This is a genomic window from Pseudomonas gozinkensis (assembly GCF_014863585.1).
GTDB lineage: Bacteria > Pseudomonadota > Gammaproteobacteria > Pseudomonadales > Pseudomonadaceae > Aquipseudomonas > Aquipseudomonas gozinkensis.
This window is the reverse complement of record NZ_CP062253.1, coordinates 995,812-1,013,053: the sequence shown is the minus strand read 5'-3', so window position 1 is coordinate 1,013,053 and position 17,242 is coordinate 995,812. Positions and strand designations below refer to the sequence as shown.

14 protein-coding genes are annotated in these 17,242 nt (G+C 54.8%); 5 read left to right on the top strand and 9 right to left on the bottom strand.

Annotated features, from left to right (window positions below; translation table 11 throughout):
• Positions 1–3: 3 nt before the first annotated feature.
• The 3 genes from IHQ43_RS04360 to IHQ43_RS04350 form a co-directional block, all read right to left on the bottom strand.
• Positions 4–264, bottom strand: a complete 261-nt coding sequence (locus tag IHQ43_RS04360; protein ID WP_192563502.1) for a hypothetical protein — start codon at positions 262–264, stop codon at positions 4–6.
• A 645-nt stretch (positions 265–909) separates the two neighbouring features.
• Complete coding sequence (locus IHQ43_RS04355; RefSeq protein ID WP_192563501.1) at positions 910–2,757, bottom strand: glycosyltransferase; 1,848 nt, start codon at positions 2,755–2,757, stop codon at positions 910–912.
• A 268-nt stretch (positions 2,758–3,025) separates the two neighbouring features.
• The gene (locus IHQ43_RS04350; RefSeq protein ID WP_085608055.1) at positions 3,026–4,609 is read right to left on the bottom strand and encodes a peptide chain release factor 3; all 1,584 of its coding nucleotides are present in this window, start codon (positions 4,607–4,609) and stop codon (positions 3,026–3,028) included.
• Between the two features lie 356 nt (positions 4,610–4,965).
• On the opposite strand from IHQ43_RS04350, the gene IHQ43_RS04345 reads away from it, so the two are divergent.
• From IHQ43_RS04345 to IHQ43_RS04330, 4 genes are read left to right on the top strand one after another with little or no spacing between them, the layout of a single operon-like run.
• Positions 4,966–5,655: an ABC transporter permease gene (locus tag IHQ43_RS04345; protein ID WP_172667905.1), complete on the top strand. Its 690-nt coding sequence runs from the start codon at positions 4,966–4,968 to the stop codon at positions 5,653–5,655.
• 21 nt (positions 5,656–5,676) lie between these two features.
• Entirely contained in the window at positions 5,677–6,570 is an 894-nt protein-coding gene (locus tag IHQ43_RS04340) for a glycine betaine ABC transporter substrate-binding protein (protein ID WP_192563500.1), read from the top strand.
• A gap of 13 nt (positions 6,571–6,583) precedes the next feature.
• Entirely contained in the window at positions 6,584–7,237 is a 654-nt protein-coding gene (locus IHQ43_RS04335; protein WP_007953690.1) for an ABC transporter permease, read from the top strand.
• Positions 7,234–8,391 carry an osmoprotectant ABC transporter ATP-binding protein OsmV gene (locus IHQ43_RS04330; RefSeq protein WP_192563499.1) on the top strand — a complete coding sequence of 386 codons (1,158 nt, stop codon included), beginning with the start codon at positions 7,234–7,236 and terminating at the stop codon, positions 8,389–8,391. Before IHQ43_RS04335 ends, IHQ43_RS04330 begins: the two co-directional genes overlap by 4 nt.
• Before the next feature lie 54 nt (positions 8,392–8,445).
• On the opposite strand, the gene IHQ43_RS04325 is transcribed toward IHQ43_RS04330, so the two are convergent.
• Together IHQ43_RS04325 and IHQ43_RS04320 are read right to left on the bottom strand one after the other, a co-directional pair.
• Positions 8,446–9,366: a hypothetical protein gene (locus IHQ43_RS04325; RefSeq protein ID WP_192563498.1), complete on the bottom strand. Its 921-nt coding sequence runs from the start codon at positions 9,364–9,366 to the stop codon at positions 8,446–8,448.
• Positions 9,367–9,527: 161 nt separating this feature from the next.
• Positions 9,528–10,448 carry a hypothetical protein gene (locus IHQ43_RS04320; RefSeq protein ID WP_192563497.1) on the bottom strand — a complete coding sequence of 307 codons (921 nt, stop codon included), beginning with the start codon at positions 10,446–10,448 and terminating at the stop codon, positions 9,528–9,530.
• A gap of 586 nt (positions 10,449–11,034) precedes the next feature.
• On the opposite strand from IHQ43_RS04320, the gene IHQ43_RS04315 reads away from it, so the two are divergent.
• Positions 11,035–12,198 carry a type III PLP-dependent enzyme gene (locus tag IHQ43_RS04315; protein WP_007953693.1) on the top strand — a complete coding sequence of 388 codons (1,164 nt, stop codon included), beginning with the start codon at positions 11,035–11,037 and terminating at the stop codon, positions 12,196–12,198.
• 43 nt (positions 12,199–12,241) lie between these two features.
• On the opposite strand, the gene IHQ43_RS04310 is transcribed toward IHQ43_RS04315, so the two are convergent.
• The 4 genes from IHQ43_RS04310 to IHQ43_RS04295 form a co-directional block, all read right to left on the bottom strand.
• Positions 12,242–13,120 carry a hypothetical protein gene (locus IHQ43_RS04310; protein WP_244142240.1) on the bottom strand — a complete coding sequence of 293 codons (879 nt, stop codon included), beginning with the start codon at positions 13,118–13,120 and terminating at the stop codon, positions 12,242–12,244.
• Positions 13,121–13,165: 45 nt separating this feature from the next.
• Positions 13,166–15,385: an alpha-xenorhabdolysin family binary toxin subunit A gene (locus IHQ43_RS04305; protein WP_192563495.1), complete on the bottom strand. Its 2,220-nt coding sequence runs from the start codon at positions 15,383–15,385 to the stop codon at positions 13,166–13,168.
• A gap of 236 nt (positions 15,386–15,621) precedes the next feature.
• The gene (locus tag IHQ43_RS04300; protein WP_192563494.1) at positions 15,622–16,380 is read right to left on the bottom strand and encodes a tetratricopeptide repeat protein; all 759 of its coding nucleotides are present in this window, start codon (positions 16,378–16,380) and stop codon (positions 15,622–15,624) included.
• The gene (locus IHQ43_RS04295; RefSeq protein ID WP_095139806.1) at positions 16,381–17,061 is read right to left on the bottom strand and encodes a Fe2+-dependent dioxygenase; all 681 of its coding nucleotides are present in this window, start codon (positions 17,059–17,061) and stop codon (positions 16,381–16,383) included. It abuts the gene before it with no gap.
• Positions 17,062–17,242 lie beyond the last annotated feature (181 nt).

Below are 17,242 nucleotides of genomic sequence, written 5' to 3'. Positions count from 1 at the left end.
AATCTACGTCTGGCTGTCACCTTCATCCGCATCGTCACTGTCCGGCTCATCGGTGGTCGAGTCGTCATCGTCGGCGCTGCCCCCCTGGCCCTGATCGCCCGGCTCGGACTCGGACTTGGCCAGCATCAGAGCGCTGTGCCCCGCCTGCCCACTGGAGGCCTGGGTATCGTGATCCTCGCACTCGGCCCAGGCCGTCGCGGTGCCGAGGGACAGCATCACCATCACTTTCAACAGCAGCAAAACGCGTAGCAACCTGTTTTTCATAGCCGAGTCCATCCTGTTCCAGGTGAGAAATTCATGCTGACCTGACGCTGATTGAAATCTAGTTCCGATCCGCCGGGTTCACCAGATAGGACGCTAACCCATGCCCGGAAATGCCATGCGTGGACAGACCGCTTTCGAATAACTCTCATAACCGGATCGGCTAAGCGTCTGCGCCTTGTATGGCTCGAATGCGGTTTGCCTGATCACTCAGCACAATCGCCGATCAACGGCCGACGCGCGCCCCAGCGTTCCCCCCAGTGCGACATGGGAATATGCAAGCCGCCCAGCATAGAACCCCGACATCGTAAGCCGCCAACACCAGCCAACGGTCTCGATGGCGAAGCCTGGTTCCAGATGCAGATACAGCACCATTTACAGCTTGACCATGCTGCTGAGGCGATTGATGAACAGCAAAACAGCGAGCATCCATGCCATCGGACTGAAGTAGTCGGCCAGCCGAATGAGACGCGTCAAATTAGCAATCACGCCATTGATTCCAATGTTTCTTTAGCGGGAAAACCATTTACCCGGACAGTAGACATGAACCATCGAATTGTCTCTGGCCATAGAAGTGCTATTGAAAAATCAAAGCCGAACCACGACGTCTGAAGAAAAGAATCACAGAGAGCCTGCAGAGAGACTTACTCATTGTTTTTCTTCGACGACTTCCAGCTCAGGAGTGAACTGCTGTCCAACCAAGGCCATTTCACTGACAACCGCCATGATAAAGGTGCAAGTAAAACTTACTCCCTGAAGCAGCCACCATAAACTTACCAGAGCTAAAAAATCAAAACGTCTGAAATCCGCAAACAAATACATAACTGAACCCGCCATCAAGTACGCCAACGCAATAACTGTCTCGACAAAAGACGAAGATAACGCCCGATGAAAGCTACTGGACTGCTTAAACTTATCCGTTCGAACCCAAGTCATTTTCAACTTTAAAAAAGGTATAAAAACTGCTTTGATACCCACCCATCTCAACGCACTTTTCATCATACCCATTAAAAAGTAATCCTTGATTTTCCGCCCGCCCAACTCCCTCACGCCAATCCAGCCAATCAGCAACGCCATCCCCGAGCTTGATGCAATGGCTGCAAGCAGGGCGCCAGGAACAATCACAACCATTTTATTCAACACCAGATAGACACAGACAATAACAATCAACGAATCAAAAATAAATAAACTTGCACTCATCATATCTTTCAGCACGGCATAAAAACGAAAAGCCCTTTGCACCCATGTCAAATGCTCGCAAGGGGAAATACCCAGATATCGACGCCAATTATATATAAACTCCTGGTTCGCCCCCGCCCACCAACGAAACTGCTGTTTTTTTACACCATCCATTGTCTCAGGAATGAGGCCCACTCCCAAAGTATCAGAGAACACATAACCAGTATATCCATGTGCCATTATGCTCATGGATAATTCCAGATCTTCGGTCAAGGCCCATTCTGCCCAGCCCCCGACCTGCTCAACTAAATGACGCCTGATCAGGCACATTGTGCCGACCAGATAACCTGTGCCATATTCACTCAGTGCAGGGTGCATCGTCTTATGTGAAACAATGTAATGAAAGTAAGTACCGGAGAGAAACGGATTATCTCGCCAGTCACGGTAATCATGACTGGTTTGTACGAACGCTGTGGTCTTTTCTTTAAACAATGGCACATACCGATTCAGAAAATCTGCATCTGTAAGATAGTCAGCATCTATCACCGCTATGATTTCCGAATCCGGTGATGTATGGCGCAGCGCGAAATTGACCGCTCCAGCCTTCGCTCCGCTCAGCGGATCAACGTGAAAAAAACAATACCGCTCGCCTAATTTTTTACAGTGCTCAGCTACGGGACGCCAGAGATCGGGATCCTGGGTATTATTATCAACAACAATCACTTCATAGTTATCATAATTCAACTTATCTATCGCATCCAACGTGGCAATCACTAAATCTGGCGGCTCTGCATAACAAGGGACATGGATGGAAACCTTCGGATAAAAACTCCCATCATCTGACTCAATATATTTTATTGCGCCGTCACGCCGGGGATAATTCAACGTAAATACCGACAGATCCAGAAGAGCTTCTCCGATGAGAGTCACTGCGGACAGAAGCAGAAACATCAACACAATCGAATACCAGACTCCCCACAAAACCATGGGGAACTGGACAGTTTCCAAAACCCCATCGATAAACAATACCAGGGCGATCGGCATGCTGAACCGGCACATCAACAAGCCAATGCCGAACAGCTTGAAATAGGGCACAAGCAGGCGAATACAACTCCCCACTAATAGCCCCCCGACCAGCAGCGTTGCAACGTCTACTGCTTCTCCTGTTATCGACCATACTAATAAGGCCGCCAACATGGAGGATGCCAACCATGTGCACGCCCAGAACAAGTCCGATATTTCTTTAAAGTAGAACCTGAAGAAAATAACAAACCCACCCAAAATATTCAGCAAGACGGCAAAGTATAAAGATTCCATAGCTTCTTCCATGACCGACCCAAGTGAAAACACAAACACCGTCGAGTTATATACCCACACTTACCATGACATCTACTATCAGAACTGACAGGTAAATACGAAAAATGCTACCGCTTATCTGAAACAGAAAAGTCGCCGGACCTACTAATCAATAATTACGAAAATTCTTTCAAAGAATTAAATGACGCTCATACCTTTCCAGAAAAATCCAAGGCAAAAAAAAGGGCGAAGCCATAACAGCTTCGCCCTTTCGTATACATTTCAGCGCTTAGTGATGCTCGCGCGTCGCACGGAATTTCACGTCAGGCCAGCGCTCTTCCATCAGGGCCAGGTTGACGCGGGTCGGCGCGAGGTAGGTCAGGTGACCGCCGCCGTCCAGTGCCAGGTTTTCCACAGCCTTGTTGGAGAATTCCTCCAGCTTCTTCTTGTCGCTGCATTCGATCCAGCGCGCGGAGTACACGGTGATCGGCTCGTAGGAGCACTCGACCTTGTATTCCTCTTTCAGGCGGCTGGCGACCACATCGAACTGCAGCACACCGACGGCGCCGAGGATGATGTCGTTGCTGCGTTCCGGGAAGAACACCTGGGTCGCGCCTTCTTCGGCCAGCTGTTGCAGGCCTTGGCGCAGTTGCTTGGATTTCAGCGGATCGCGCAGGCGTACGCGGCGGAACAGTTCCGGGGCGAAGTGCGGGATACCGGTGAAGCCCAGGGTTTCGCCTTCGCTGAAGGTGTCGCCGATCTGGATCGTGCCGTGGTTGTGCAGACCGATGATGTCGCCGGCGTAGGCCTCTTCCAGCTGTTCACGCTCGGAGGAGAAGAACGTCAGGGCATCGCCGATGCGCACGTCCTTGCCGGTACGCACGTGGCGCATCTTCATGCCTTTCTCGTACTTGCCGGAGCAGATACGCATGAAGGCGATGCGGTCGCGGTGTTTCGGGTCCATGTTCGCCTGGATCTTGAAGATGAAGCCCGAGAACTTCTCTTCCACCGGCTCCACGGTGCGCTCGTTGGCTACGCGTGGCAGCGGGCGCGGGGCCCAGTCGACCACGGCGTCGAGGACGTGATCGACACCGAAGTTGCCCAGTGCGGTACCGAAGAACACCGGGGTCAGTTGACCGTCGATGAACTCCTGCTGGTTGAACTCGTGGCAGGCGCCCTGCACCAGTTCCAGCTGCTCGAGGAAACGATCGTACTCGTCGCCCAGATGAGCGCGGGCTTCGTCGGAATCGAGCTTCTCGATGATCTTGGTTTCGGTGCGTTCGTGACCGTGACCGGCGGTGTAGACGATGATGTAGTCGTCCGCCAGGTGGTACACGCCCTTGAAGTCGCGGTAGCAACCGATCGGCCAGGTGATCGGCGCAGCCTTGATCTTCAGGACGGCTTCGATTTCGTCGAGCAGTTCGATCGGGTCGCGGATGTCACGGTCGAGTTTGTTGATGAAGCTGACGATCGGCGTGTCACGCAGACGGCAGACGTCCATCAGCGCGATGGTACGTGGCTCAACACCTTTACCGCCGTCGAGAACCATCAATGCCGAGTCAACCGCAGTCAGGGTACGGTAGGTGTCTTCGGAGAAGTCTTCGTGGCCCGGGGTGTCGAGCAGGTTGATCATGTGTTCGCGATACGGGAACTGCATGACCGACGTGGTGATCGAGATGCCCCGCTGCTTTTCCATCTCCATCCAGTCGGATGTCGCGTGGCGGTCGGATTTACGGGATTTCACCGTACCGGCCACAGCAATCGCCTTGCCCATCAGCAAGAGCTTTTCGGTGATGGTGGTTTTACCGGCATCGGGGTGGGAAATAATGGCGAAAGTGCGGCGTTTCGCGACTTCGGCGGCCTGTCTGGTCATGGGAAATCGCCTGGCGGTGATTCAAAAAAGGGCGGCGATTATAGCCCAACTCGATTCAATAACCGAACCGTTGAGCACATTAAGGGTGGCCAAATGCTGCCTCAGATGGGAACCTTTTAAAGCACGGAGACGTCCATCCCCTGTTACGACAATTCGTCGGGGGCTGAAAAATCAGCAAGTTAGCCTGACGAGGCTGCGCTCATGGCTCGCTTTCAGACCGCTTTTGCCGGGCTGAAAAAAAGCTGCTTCTCGCGAACGACTCTCCCGGCAGCCATGTACGGCATGCCACACGGGACTGCGTTCGCCGACTAAAAAAAAGGAGTCCGCCTGTGGCTATCCGCTATGGCAAAGGGCTGATGGGAGGTGCGGTGGTGATCGCGCTCCTGGCCCTGCTGGTCCACTGGATCGGCATCAACACGATCGAACACTACCGCGACGATTTGTTGTTTTACCTGCAAGCTCATCTGATTCTCGTCCTCGCTTCAATGCTGGCCGCCCTGGTCGTGGGCATTCCCGCCGGTATCTTCCTGAGCCGCCCGACCATGGTCGGCCGCGCCGAACGCTTCATGCAGATCTTCAACATCGGCAACACCGTGCCTCCGCTGGCCGTGCTCGCGATTGCCCTGGGGATTCTCGGCATCGGCAGCGGTCCGGCGATCTTCGCCTTGTTCCTCGCCTCGCTGTTGCCGATTGTGCGCAACACCTATGAAGGCCTGAAAAACGTCCAGGGCTCACTGAAAGAAGCCGCCGTCGGCATCGGCATGACTCCGCGTCAGGTGCTGTGGAAAGTCGAGTTGCCCAACGCCGTGCCGATCATCGTCGGCGGTGTGCGGGTCGCGCTGGCGATCAACGTCGGTACGGCGCCGCTGGCGTTCCTGATCGGCGCCAACAGCCTTGGCAGCCTGATCTTCCCCGGCATCGCCCTGAACAATCAGCCGCAACTGCTGCTCGGCGCCGCGTGCACCGCGCTGCTGGCCCTGCTGCTCGATGGCGTGGTCACCCTCGCCAGCCGTCTCTGGCTGGAACGCGGTTTGCGCCCGTCTTAAGGCTTTTGCGAAGGAATGAATATGAAACGACTTAGCCTGATCTTGAGTTGCGTCCTGCTGTTCGCAGGGTTGGCACAAGCCGCCGAAAAACCGGTGATTCGCCTCGGCGCCCGGGTGTTCACCGAGCAGACCTTGCTCGCAGAAATCACCGCGCAATACCTGCGTAGCAAAGGTTACGACGCGCAGATCACCGGTGGACTTGGCAGCAACCTGGCCCGCAGCGCCCACGAAACCGGACAGCTGGACATGCTCTGGGAATACACCGGCGTGTCGCTGGTGGCCTACAACCACGTCACCGAAAAACTCGACAGCGCACAGTCCTACGCCCGGGTGAAAGAACTCGACGCGAAAAAAGGCCTGGTCTGGCTCACGCCATCGAAATTCAGCAACACCTACGCCCTCGCCCTGCCGAAAAAAGTGGCGGAGCAATACCCGCAAATCCACAACATCAGCCAGTTGAACGACGTGTTGAAGGCTGAAGCCAAGACCATTCACCTGGTGGCGCTGGACACCGAGTTTGCCAACCGCTCCGACGGTCTGGACGGCATGGTCAAGCTCTACGACATGAACCTGACCCGCCAGAACATCCGGCAGATGGACGCAGGCCTGGTCTACACCGCCCTGCGTAACGGTCAGGTGTTTGCCGGTCTGGTCTACACCACCGACGGTCGCCTCAACGCGTTCGGGCTGAAGCTGCTGGAAGACGACAAGCATTACTTCCCGGACTACACCGCTGCTCCCGTGGTACGTCAGGCCTACCTCGACGCCCACCCGCAACTGGCGGAGCAACTCAAGCCGCTGGCCGAACTGTTCGACGACGAAACCATGCGCCAGCTCAACGCACGGGTCGATGTCGATCACGAGAGCCCGTCGAAAGTCGCTGCCGATTTCCTGCGCCAGCATCCACTGAACTAAAGGAGGAAAAGTCATGGAATTCCTGAACGCCTTTTCCCACCTCGACTGGCAGCAGGTGATGCACCTGACCTGGCAGCACATCACGCTGGTCGGCATCGCCGTCAGCCTGGCGATCCTCATCGGCGTGCCGCTGGGTATCCTGATGACGCGTTTCCCGAGTCTCGCCGGTCCCTTGCAGGCCAGTGCCACGGTGCTGCTGACCGTGCCGTCGATTGCGCTGTTCGGACTGCTGCTGCCGTTCTACTCGAAATTCGGCCAGGGCCTCGGCCCGATGCCGGCGATCACCGCCGTGTTCCTTTATTCACTGCTGCCGATCATGCGCAACACCTACCTCGCCCTGACCGGCGTCGAACCGGGCATCCGTGAAGCCGCGCGCGGTATCGGCATGACCTTCGGCCAGCGCCTGCGCATGGTCGAGTTGCCGATTGCAGTGCCGGTGATCCTCGCCGGCGTGCGCACCGCGGTAGTGATGAACATCGGCGTGATGACCATCGCCGCGACCATCGGCGCCGGCGGCCTCGGCGTGCTGATACTCGCCTCTATCAGCCGCAGCGACATGTCGATGCTCATCGTCGGCGCGCTGCTGGTCAGTCTTCTGGCGATCTTCGCCGACCTCATTTTGCAGTGGCTGCAACGTTCGCTGACTCCAAAAGGACTCCTCAAATGATCGAACTTCAAAACCTCAGCAAGACCTTCCAAAGCAACGGCAAAGACGTGAAAGCCGTGGACTCGGTAAGCCTGACCGTCAATGAAGGCGAAATCTGTGTGTTCCTCGGGCCATCGGGCTGCGGCAAAAGCACCACGCTGAAGATGATCAACCGCCTGATCAAGCCCACCTCGGGCAAGATCCTGATCAACGGCGAAGACACCACCGACCTCGACGAAGTGACCCTGCGTCGCAACATCGGCTACGTGATTCAGCAGATCGGTCTGTTCCCGAACATGACCATCGAAGAGAACATCGTCGTGGTGCCGAAACTGCTCGGCTGGGACAAACAGAAATGCCACGACCGCGCCCGCGAACTGATGAGCATGATCAAGCTTGAGCCCAAGCAATATCTGCATCGTTACCCGCGCGAACTGTCCGGTGGCCAGCAGCAACGGATCGGTGTGATCCGCGCACTGGCGGCGGATGCTCCGCTGTTGCTGATGGACGAACCGTTCGGCGCGGTCGACCCGATCAACCGCGAGATGATCCAGAACGAGTTCTTCGAGATGCAGCGCGCGCTGAACAAGACCGTGATCATGGTCAGCCATGACATCGACGAAGCGATCAAGCTCGGCGACAAGATCGCGATCTTCCGCGCCGGCAAACTGCTGCAGATCGACCATCCGGACACCCTGCTCGCCCATCCGGCGGACGACTTTGTCAGCAACTTCGTCGGTCAGGACAGCACCCTCAAGCGTCTGCTGCTGGTGAAAGCCGAAGACGCGGCGGACAACGCGCCGTCGGTGAGCCCGGAAACCCCGGTCGCCGATGCGCTGGAGTTGATGGATGAACATGACCGTCGTTATGTCGTCGTGACTGACGCTGAGAACAAGGCACTGGGTTATGTGCGCCGTCGTGATCTGCATCGTCAGACCGGCACGTGCGCGCAATTCCTGCGTGAGTTCAACGCCACTGCTGCCTATGACGAACACCTGCGCATCCTGCTGTCTCGGATGTACGAGTTCAATCGCTCATGGCTGCCGGTGATGGATGCCGAGCGGGTATTCCTCGGCGAGGTGACCCAGGAGTCGATTGCCGAATATCTGAGCTCAGGCAAGTCCCGAGGGGGCAAGACCAGCATCGTGTCGCCGGCGGAAGTTGCGTTGACCTGAAGAACGGGCTGTAAAAAAGGGCGGTGCTTGTGGATAAGCACCGCCCTTTTTTGTTCAGGAGGAAATGGCCTGATCGGCGGGGATGAACTGGAATGTCGCGTCTTGCGTCGCATTTTGCGGAAGGGTCATCCGGATCATCGGAAGCCAGATTCCGGTTTGTGTTTTGAAATCACGCTGGTCGTATTGTGCGTTAGCCTTGCCCGTATCATTGAAATAGAAAAGCGCGATGATGGGCAGTACTGCCCCCTGGTTCTGCCCCCACTTCTCCAGTCGAAACTCATTCTGCGTACCGAATGCACTTGGCGGGAGCTCCCCCTGAGCCTTGACTGCCTCATTGAACGCGTCTGTCGCCGCCTCATCCAAAGAGTCGCGCACATCAAATCCGCACAAATGGTCATACCTTTGCGGATTCTGTTGAAAATGCACTTTATATTGTGCAGCAGTGTGTATGCCTTGACTCTGACAGGGGGCAGAGTTTGGCCAGGCAGACGCACCACAACCTTTATCTGCACGGTTAGTCGTTGCGCCATCAGTTGGGTAGAAACACAGAATCTCAGGTTCGATCTTTCCGGAAAATGCGAACAAATACGGACTGAAAATAAAACCATTCGGATAACTGAATGCTGTTGATCCAAACTTGGCGGCCTTGTTCAGCCAGGAAAAGGAAACGCCCGTGGAGCTCGGATTTGGATTCCAGAAATGAAAGGCTGTGGAGTGCTGGGTCGCTCGCAGCATCACACCGCTGCACAGGAACTTCGGCGCTCTGGGATTGGCCCGACAGTTGCGGATAGAAATATTGTCGTAGTACTCCGTTAAATAGGCCGCTGTCTCAGGCCCAGTATAGGACTGTGTTGCTCCCGCACTTGCGGACTGCACAGCTTGCGAATTTTTGTCGACCGTAACGCTCGGAGCAAGATCATGAGTCACACACCCTGAAATCAATAAAACAACCAGCCACAGTAATATCCTGTTCATTTCCCCTGCCTCCAAAAAATTATGAGTAACACCACAAATCTGAACTTTCACCTTGCAAAAAAAATGCGCCTTAAAGACCAGCTATTGGAATAGCATCCAGACAAACCCAGTACGACAACTCGAGAAGGGCGGCGTTTGTGGATAAGCACCGCCTATTCTGTTCAGGAGGAAATGGCCTGATCGGCGGGGATGAACTGGAAAGTCGCGTCGGCTGCCGGTGTCTGTGGAAGAGTCATCCGTATCATTGGAATCCAGATACCGGTTTGCGTCTTGAAATCACGCTGATCATATTGCGCACCGGCCTTGCCTGTATCGTTGAGGTAGAACACCGCCTCGATCGGCAAAGTCGCTCCCAGATTCTGCCCCCAGACATCCAGCCGAAATTCGTTCTGGGTGTTAAACGCGAAGGTTCCACCCTGCTCTTGGGCTTTTACCGCTTCGTTGAAAGCGGTCGTCGCTCCTTGATTCAGATAATCGCGAACATCAAATCCGCATAGGCTTCCGTACTTGCCGGGCTGGTTGTTGTAATGAGCGAGGTATTGCGCAGCAGTATTTATACCCTGAGTTTGACAACGTACACTCGTGGGCACGTTCGGCACCTGTCCACAACCTTTATCCGGGCGGCTCAGTGTTGCACCGTCCACGGGAAAAAAGCACAGAATTTCAGGCTCGATCTTCCCCGCAGGTTTAAAAAAATAGGGATAAAAAATAAATCCATTGTTATACCCAAATACTAGCTTATTGAACTTTGCATCCACACGCAGCCACGAAAAAGAAACACCGGTAGAACCGGGCCTTGGATCCCAAAAATGAAACAGGGTGGAGTTTTCGGTCGCCCGAAACAGTACTCCGCTGCACAAGAATGGTGGCGCGCTGGGATTATTACGACACATGTTTATCTTGTCATGATAGGCCTTTGTCAAATACGCCGCGATCTCGGGCCCTGTACCTGCACCCAAAATTCCAGTGCCAGCGGATTGAACACCGGAGGTACCTTGATCGGAGTCAACCTTGGGCGAAGGTTCGTGAGTAGCGCACCCTGACAGCAACAATACAAACATCCATAAAATGATTCGCTTCATCTCAATCACCCTCTACAAAATCCAACTCCCTGCTGCACACTCGCAACTTCCTTACATGCAGGCAGATGCCTGAAAGTTGAAATACCAGAACTGGCACCTCAACTCATTTCAGCGTGATGGCTGTGCACTAACCCTAATAACAATCGCGAAATTAAACACCTGTCATAAATGACAGTAGGCGACGCTACTGCGATATTTTTTCGGGATTAAAACGTGCAGGGTTATAGCCAGACTGCGCATCCAATCCACCGGAAGGTGACGACAAGGGGAACATCAGCTTGTCATGCAGGTCGGTTACACCGGTGACTGAGCGCTACCGCACGACGGAAGCGTGCAAAAACGCGACATTTTTTGTTGATCTCAGGCCCCTCACGCCCTAAAGTTCGCGCCGAACGTCCATGCTGGAAACGATCCATCCGGCTCAAGTACTGACGACGAGACAGCAAGGCCAAGGGCAGCGCCGCTTCCCATGGCCTTTTTGCTTTCGGCGACATGCCTTGGGAAGTAGGCGAACCAAAGTGGGGATACGGAGGACGTTCATTTGCACCCATTGATTACTAACGTTTGCCAGTAGGAGCTCCCAGGTATGTCGATCCAGGTCGAAGACTATTTCGCGCGCGAAACCTTTCAGAAAATGAAGGCGTTCGCCGACAAACAGGAAACCCCGTTCGTGGTGATCGACACCGCGATGATCGCCCAGGCCTATGACGACCTGCGCGCCGGTTTCGAATTCGCCAAGGTCTACTACGCGGTCAAGGCCAACCCGGCCGTCGAGATCATCGACCTGCTCAAAGAGAAGGGTTCGAGCTTCGACATCGCCTCGATCTATGAGCTGGACAAAGTGCTGAGCCGTGGCGTCAGCGCGGACCAGATCAGCTACGGCAACACCATCAAGAAATCCAAGGACATTCGCTACTTCTATGAGAAGGGCGTGCGCCTGTTCGCCACCGACTCGGAAGCCGACCTGCGCAACATCGCCAAGGCTGCACCGGGCGCCAAGGTCTATGTGCGCATCCTGACCGAAGGCTCGACCACGGCCGACTGGCCACTGTCGCGCAAATTCGGCTGCCAGACCGACATGGCCATGGACCTGCTGATCCTCGCCCGCGACCTGGGCCTGGTGCCGTACGGCATCTCGTTCCACGTCGGTTCGCAACAGCGCGACATCAGCGTCTGGGACGCGGCGATCGCCAAGGTCAAAGTGATCTTCGAACGCCTGAAAGAAGAAGACGGCATCCACCTGAAACTGATCAACATGGGCGGTGGCTTCCCGGCCAACTACATCACCCGCACCAACAGCCTGGAAACCTACGCCGAAGAAATCATCCGCTTCCTCAAGGAAGACTTCGGTGATGACCTGCCGGAAATCATCCTGGAGCCGGGCCGTTCGCTGATTGCCAACGCCGGCATCCTGGTCAGTGAAGTGGTGCTGGTCGCCCGTAAATCCCGTACCGCCGTCGAGCGTTGGGTTTACACCGATGTGGGCAAGTTCTCCGGCCTGATCGAAACCATGGACGAAGCGATCAAGTTCCCGATCTGGACCGAGAAGAAAGGCGAGATGGAAGAAGTCGTGATCGCCGGCCCGACCTGCGACAGCGCCGACATCATGTACGAGAACTACAAGTACGGCCTGCCGCTGAACCTGGCGATCGGTGACCGCCTGTACTGGCTGTCGACCGGTGCGTACACCACCAGTTACAGCGCCGTTGAATTCAATGGCTTCCCGCCGCTGAAATCGTTCTACGTGTAAGCGACGCTTCAACTGAAAAGGCCCATGCATGCATGGGCCTTTTTTATTTGCGCAGCCATGTCTCAAGGTGATTGATCATTGCCATGAACTCTTCAGCGCCCTCCTTCGTGGCCGTTAACTGGAAGTTCAGCTCTCCGACTTTCGACACGCGTTCTGCCTTTAGCAACGCCTGGAACACCGTGTCGATGCGCAAGATCGTTTCTTCGAGAAACACGCTGATTTGCGAACTCGCAGAGGCCAACCCGTTAAACAACGTGGCGATATCGGCTTTGTATTCTGTGGCCCTGACGTGAGGTTCCGCTGACGAATAAGCCAGGTCCCAAACCGGCGCAGTACGCGCTTCGCGAAACAACTCCTCGGCCACTGTCGGCTGGGTATGACACTGGCACGAGCGATGATCCATCGCCCTGACAAACACTGACTTGAGTCCGAACGACTCGTCATGCACTTCAGCGATGGTGTATTTCAATTGGCGGATGTCCGCCCTCAACGAGGAAAACCGAAGCGCCAGTTCGTGAATCAGATCTGGTACATCGTTGGGGGGAAACAACTGCCAGGTGGGCGACCTGGATAAACCGTACAACTTGAAATCCACCTGACTGAGGGGCTCGTTCCTTGAGGTGTTTTTGATGATGTCCCGGGTTTCGGCGGTAAACAGGCTGAGGTCTGCGACATAAGTGCTGCACAGACGCCGAGCGTCTTCGGTGCGCTGCCAGAATTCCCGCAAGTAACGCGCATTGAAACTGGCGTTGTTCAAGCGCGAATCGCTGGCCAGTACCGCCAATCGATGACCACTGGCTCTGCGGCGCTCAAACACCAGGGGAATGTTATTGAAGGTTGTGTACAGAGAACTCAGGAAACAGGTGTATCGATCCAGCACGCGCCGTTGTGCGATGGAAAATTCATAGGCAAGTGTATTCATGACTGGTCGGGAAGCGGCAGGCATTGCGCCCACCGCTTCGACTCCTTACTGCTGAACAGTTTTCAGATACTGCCTGACGTCGGCAATCCGGACGATTGCAGCAGTCGTTCGCTGTTCGACCGGCTGCGACTTGTCTTGCTTGAAGTCTCGGGAGAAGGACTCGATCCGGGCCACCAGATTCGAGAACTCATTCACGTACTCCCAGCGTTCGTCGTCCAACTGATCGAGGACTTGCACCAGGTGAAGCTTTCCATCGATCTGGGCAATTTCGCTGACGTATTTCTTCAACTGCGCCCTCAGATCACCCGCCTTGTCCTTGAGCTGGTTGTAAGCCGCCAGCATGTTCAGATAGGAAATCGCCTCACCGATACCCGAGATCACTTTTTTCAAGGTATCAATGGCGAACAGTGCCACTTGAACCTGCGGTGGTGCCAACCCCAGAGCTTTCAGGTTATCCAGCGTTAACTGGGCTTCCTGACCAATCTTCTCCACTCCGGCTTTCGCGATCAGCTCAAGTGCTTCAGACACCGACTTCATCTGTTGTTCCAGATCGGCGACTTTCTCTTCGGATTTGATTTTCAGCGTTTCGCTGAAAGCACGATCCTGCTGCAGCGTTACAACCCATTGCGCCGAAGCCGATCGGTCATAAGCGGTACTCAAGCCGTTGTGTGTCATCTTCAAATCATCTGCGTGCTCGGAGACTTTCATCGATACATTCTTGAGTTCGGCTTCCATTTCCTCACGGATTTCGTCCGCATCTTCCGGATATTCGAGAAGTTCAGTCTGCGATGTTTTCAGCTTATTCTGCGCACGCTCCAGACTGATACTTGTAGCCTGGGCCTGATTACGAAGTTCAAATGTGGCTTTCTGGATAGCCATCGTCAGCCCATTCATTGTGCGGACAGTACCCGGCAGATAATTGAACTGCTCACCGAGCATTTGCGCAGTGACATTGCTTTCTTGAACGGCTACAGCCTGGGCACGTAAAGCAGCGACGTCAAAATCCGAACGGGCTGGATGACTATTCAGTGAAATCCTCACTGTTTTACTCCTGAACATTGTAGAACTGCTTCCATACTCTTTATCTGCCGCAGCGAACACACCCAACAGCTGATCGGAACTGGTCTTTATCTGCCCCCACGGATCAATAATGCCGAGAATCTGGTTTTTGAATTTCCTCAGGGAAGTTGCTTCCTCAAGTAAGTCGACTTCTTTGACAGATGCACTGATATAGGTACTGAGCGCATTCCACACCAGCATCAGATTCTGCGTGGCCACTTCCGCCTCGATCGCTACATAGCTCAGGTTCTGCAAATCGTCGCGTACTTTGTTCAAGGAGCTCAGCGTTTGATTCTTGCTGGCCATGACCTGGTTGGAAGCCTGTTGCTCTGCCTTCAACCTGTTACGCTCCTTACGGATTTTTTCAGCCTTGACGCCCTGATAGATGCCGAGAATCAAACCACCGATATTCAGTGTCGCTGCCGACTTGATCGCTTCCTGAACCAGCTGATCATATTGCTTGTTCAGTTCATCGATTTCTTTCGAGCGCTGGTCGATTTCGCTCTGTAGGGCCTGGATGTCTGCCTGATAGGTATTACGAGACACAAACTCCAGTCGCAGTTTGATCTCTGGCAGCACGACCTCACGCATATCCGTACCAAAACTGTCGAGTTCCGATCTGACGCGCTCGGCCTTCTCGTGACACTGCATGACTTTGGCCAGCATGTCATTGAGGTAGGTCTTGATTTCCGGAACATCGCCGGACGGCAAGACCAGGTCGGGAAGATTCGGGATCGTGAGCTTGAGCTTCAGATACTCTTCCGGCGAATTGATATCGTGTTCTTCCAGGTATCTGGAAGCCTTCAAGTCTTCGTAGATCTCTACAATTCCTTTACCCGTGCGAATAATGCTGCCGGCAAAAATCTTCAGATCAGTACCGGTGAGCATGATTTTTTCACGCAACGGCGACCAGCGTTTCGCATGATCGTAGGTGTAGGTGAATGTCCGCAGAAAGTCTGCTGCCTTGAGACCAGTGCCCCCCGCATCTCCGGCGCCATAGTTCAGATAGGCAACGACATCCGCCAGCCGAACGGGAAGCGACAGCCCCAGAACTTCATACTTGCGCAGGCTGATAATCTGCTCTTTTGTTAATTGAATACCGGTTTCACGACTGTACTCTTCACCCTCGCCGAGCGAAGCATCTACAAATACCCGAGGCGCCTTTGCGGCGGCCTCGACAATCTTGCTGTCCATCCTGAATTCCATAAGAGACTCCTTGTCTTCTTCGGATATTTAATAAAAGTCATTTTAGATATACGGCACCCTCAAGCGATTCATTCAACTTGAGCGCCGACATCGCAATACGACCTTAGGACAGCAAGATAACAACCAACAAGCACTTAAATATTAGCAATCAAGACAAATCACCCAGCCACTCACCATGACTAACGAGCAACAACCCCATGCAACTTTATTAAAGTAACTCACTGCAGAACAAATAATTACAAAGCAACTAACTCAGCCAGACGCAACTTATAAGCATCCGCCATTGCGCGGATTTGCGGATGTTGCGCATTTAACAAAGACACACTGGCAACTCGCAGGAAATTCACATTGCCCGTATCCAGTGCCTTTCGTAACCAGCCGAGAGCGTCATCGATGCGCCCTTCATCGGCAAGCATCGCGGCGTGACTGAACTGACCACGGAAATCGCCGCCCTCGGCCGCACGCCGATACCAGTCGCGCGCCGTTGGCAGATCTTGCGGGCAGTGGTGCCCGTCCTCCAGATACCGACCCAACAGGTTCATCGACTTCGCATGCCCCGACTCGGCAGCACGGCGGTACAAGGTCAGGGCCTGCGCATGATTCTCGGCCACTCCACGCCCGGTGGCATGCAGGTTGGCCAGGTTGTACATCGCCCAATCCAGCCCCGCGTCGGCGGCCGTCTGGTAATAGCGCGCAGCGAGTCCGGCGTCGACCACACAACCCCAGCCGTGCTCATGGCAGCGCCCGAGCATGTTGCGCGCCATCAGATGACCTTGCCCTGCGGCGATTTCAAACCAGCGCAAGGCCAGCGGCTGATCCTGAGCAATCCCGTGACCATCAAGCAGGATCTGCCCGAGCAGCGCCTGCGCTTCCAGCACGCCCTCACCCGCCGCCAGCAGAATTGCCTGAGCCGCACGGGCCGGGCTTTCTTCGAGCATCGCGGTGAGGCGTTCACCGTCGAGGACTTCTTCGCGACGTAACCGAAAGTCCGCCACTTACACCTCGACCCAGCGACGCAGCAGGTTGTGATAGGTGCCGGTGAGGCGGATCAGCGAAGGGTGATCGGGCATGTCCTGAGTGAGTTGCTGGATCGCACCGTCCATCTCGAACAGCAAGGCGCGCTGACTGTCCTCGCGCACCAGACTTTGAGTCCAGAAGAACGAGGCATAACGCGCGCCGCGAGTCACCGCGTTGACCTTGTGCAGGCTGGTGCCGGGGTACAGCACCATGTCGCCGGCGGGCAGTTTCACGCGCTGGGTGCCGAAGGTGTCCTGGATTTCCAGCTCGCCGCCGTCGTAGTCCTCGGGTTCGCTGAAGAACAGCGTGGCGGACAAATCCGTGCGCACCCGCTCGATGCTGCCCTTGGGCTGGCGTACCGCGTTGTCGATATGGAAATCGAAACTGCCGCCCGCCGTGTAGCAGTTGAGTAATGGCGGAAACACTTTGTGCGGGAGCGCGGCCGACATGAACAGCGGATTTTTCCACAGGCGTTCAAGCATCGCCGCGCCGATTTCCTTGGCCAGTGGATGGCCTTCCGGCAGTTGCAAATTGTGCTTGGCCTTGGCCGATTGGTAGCCGGCGGTGATCTTGCCATCGGCCCAGTCTGCCTGTTCCAGAGCCTCGCGGATGCGCTGCACTTCTTCTTTCGCGAACAGCCCGGGGATGTGCAGCAGCATGGCAATGTCACCTGATGGCAAAGAGGCGGCAATGGTATTGATTCTTATTGGCCGTGTAAAACCCGCTAGACGAATGAACTGGCAAAAACCGTAAGGTTAAATTGTAAAGAATGTAAATTCAGTGCGAATAACAATGTTTCGCAATTGATACGAATACCTGTTTACCCTATATTCCGCCGCC

Bases quoted from the DNA above. Each gene is read 5' to 3' on its own strand.
- IHQ43_RS04305 (WP_192563495.1), bottom strand. From the start codon at position 15,385: ATGGAATTCAGGATGGACAGCAAGATTGTCGAGGCCGCCGCAAAGGCG.
- IHQ43_RS04355 (WP_192563501.1), bottom strand. From the start codon at position 2,757: ATGGAATCTTTATACTTTGCCGTCTTGCTGAATATTTTGGGTGGGTTT.
- IHQ43_RS04310 (WP_244142240.1), bottom strand. From the start codon at position 13,120: ATGAATACACTTGCCTATGAATTTTCCATCGCACAACGGCGCGTGCTG.
- IHQ43_RS04320 (WP_192563497.1), bottom strand. From the start codon at position 10,448: ATGAAGCGAATCATTTTATGGATGTTTGTATTGTTGCTGTCAGGGTGC.
- IHQ43_RS04295 (WP_095139806.1), bottom strand. From the start codon at position 17,061: ATGCTGCTGCACATCCCCGGGCTGTTCGCGAAAGAAGAAGTGCAGCGC.
- IHQ43_RS04360 (WP_192563502.1), bottom strand. From the start codon at position 264: ATGAAAAACAGGTTGCTACGCGTTTTGCTGCTGTTGAAAGTGATGGTG.
- IHQ43_RS04315 (WP_007953693.1), top strand. From the start codon at position 11,035: ATGTCGATCCAGGTCGAAGACTATTTCGCGCGCGAAACCTTTCAGAAA.
- IHQ43_RS04330 (WP_192563499.1), top strand. From the start codon at position 7,234: ATGATCGAACTTCAAAACCTCAGCAAGACCTTCCAAAGCAACGGCAAA.
- IHQ43_RS04340 (WP_192563500.1), top strand. From the start codon at position 5,677: ATGAAACGACTTAGCCTGATCTTGAGTTGCGTCCTGCTGTTCGCAGGG.
- IHQ43_RS04335 (WP_007953690.1), top strand. From the start codon at position 6,584: ATGGAATTCCTGAACGCCTTTTCCCACCTCGACTGGCAGCAGGTGATG.
- IHQ43_RS04345 (WP_172667905.1), top strand. From the start codon at position 4,966: ATGGGAGGTGCGGTGGTGATCGCGCTCCTGGCCCTGCTGGTCCACTGG.
- IHQ43_RS04325 (WP_192563498.1), bottom strand. From the start codon at position 9,366: ATGAACAGGATATTACTGTGGCTGGTTGTTTTATTGATTTCAGGGTGT.
- IHQ43_RS04350 (WP_085608055.1), bottom strand. From the start codon at position 4,609: ATGACCAGACAGGCCGCCGAAGTCGCGAAACGCCGCACTTTCGCCATT.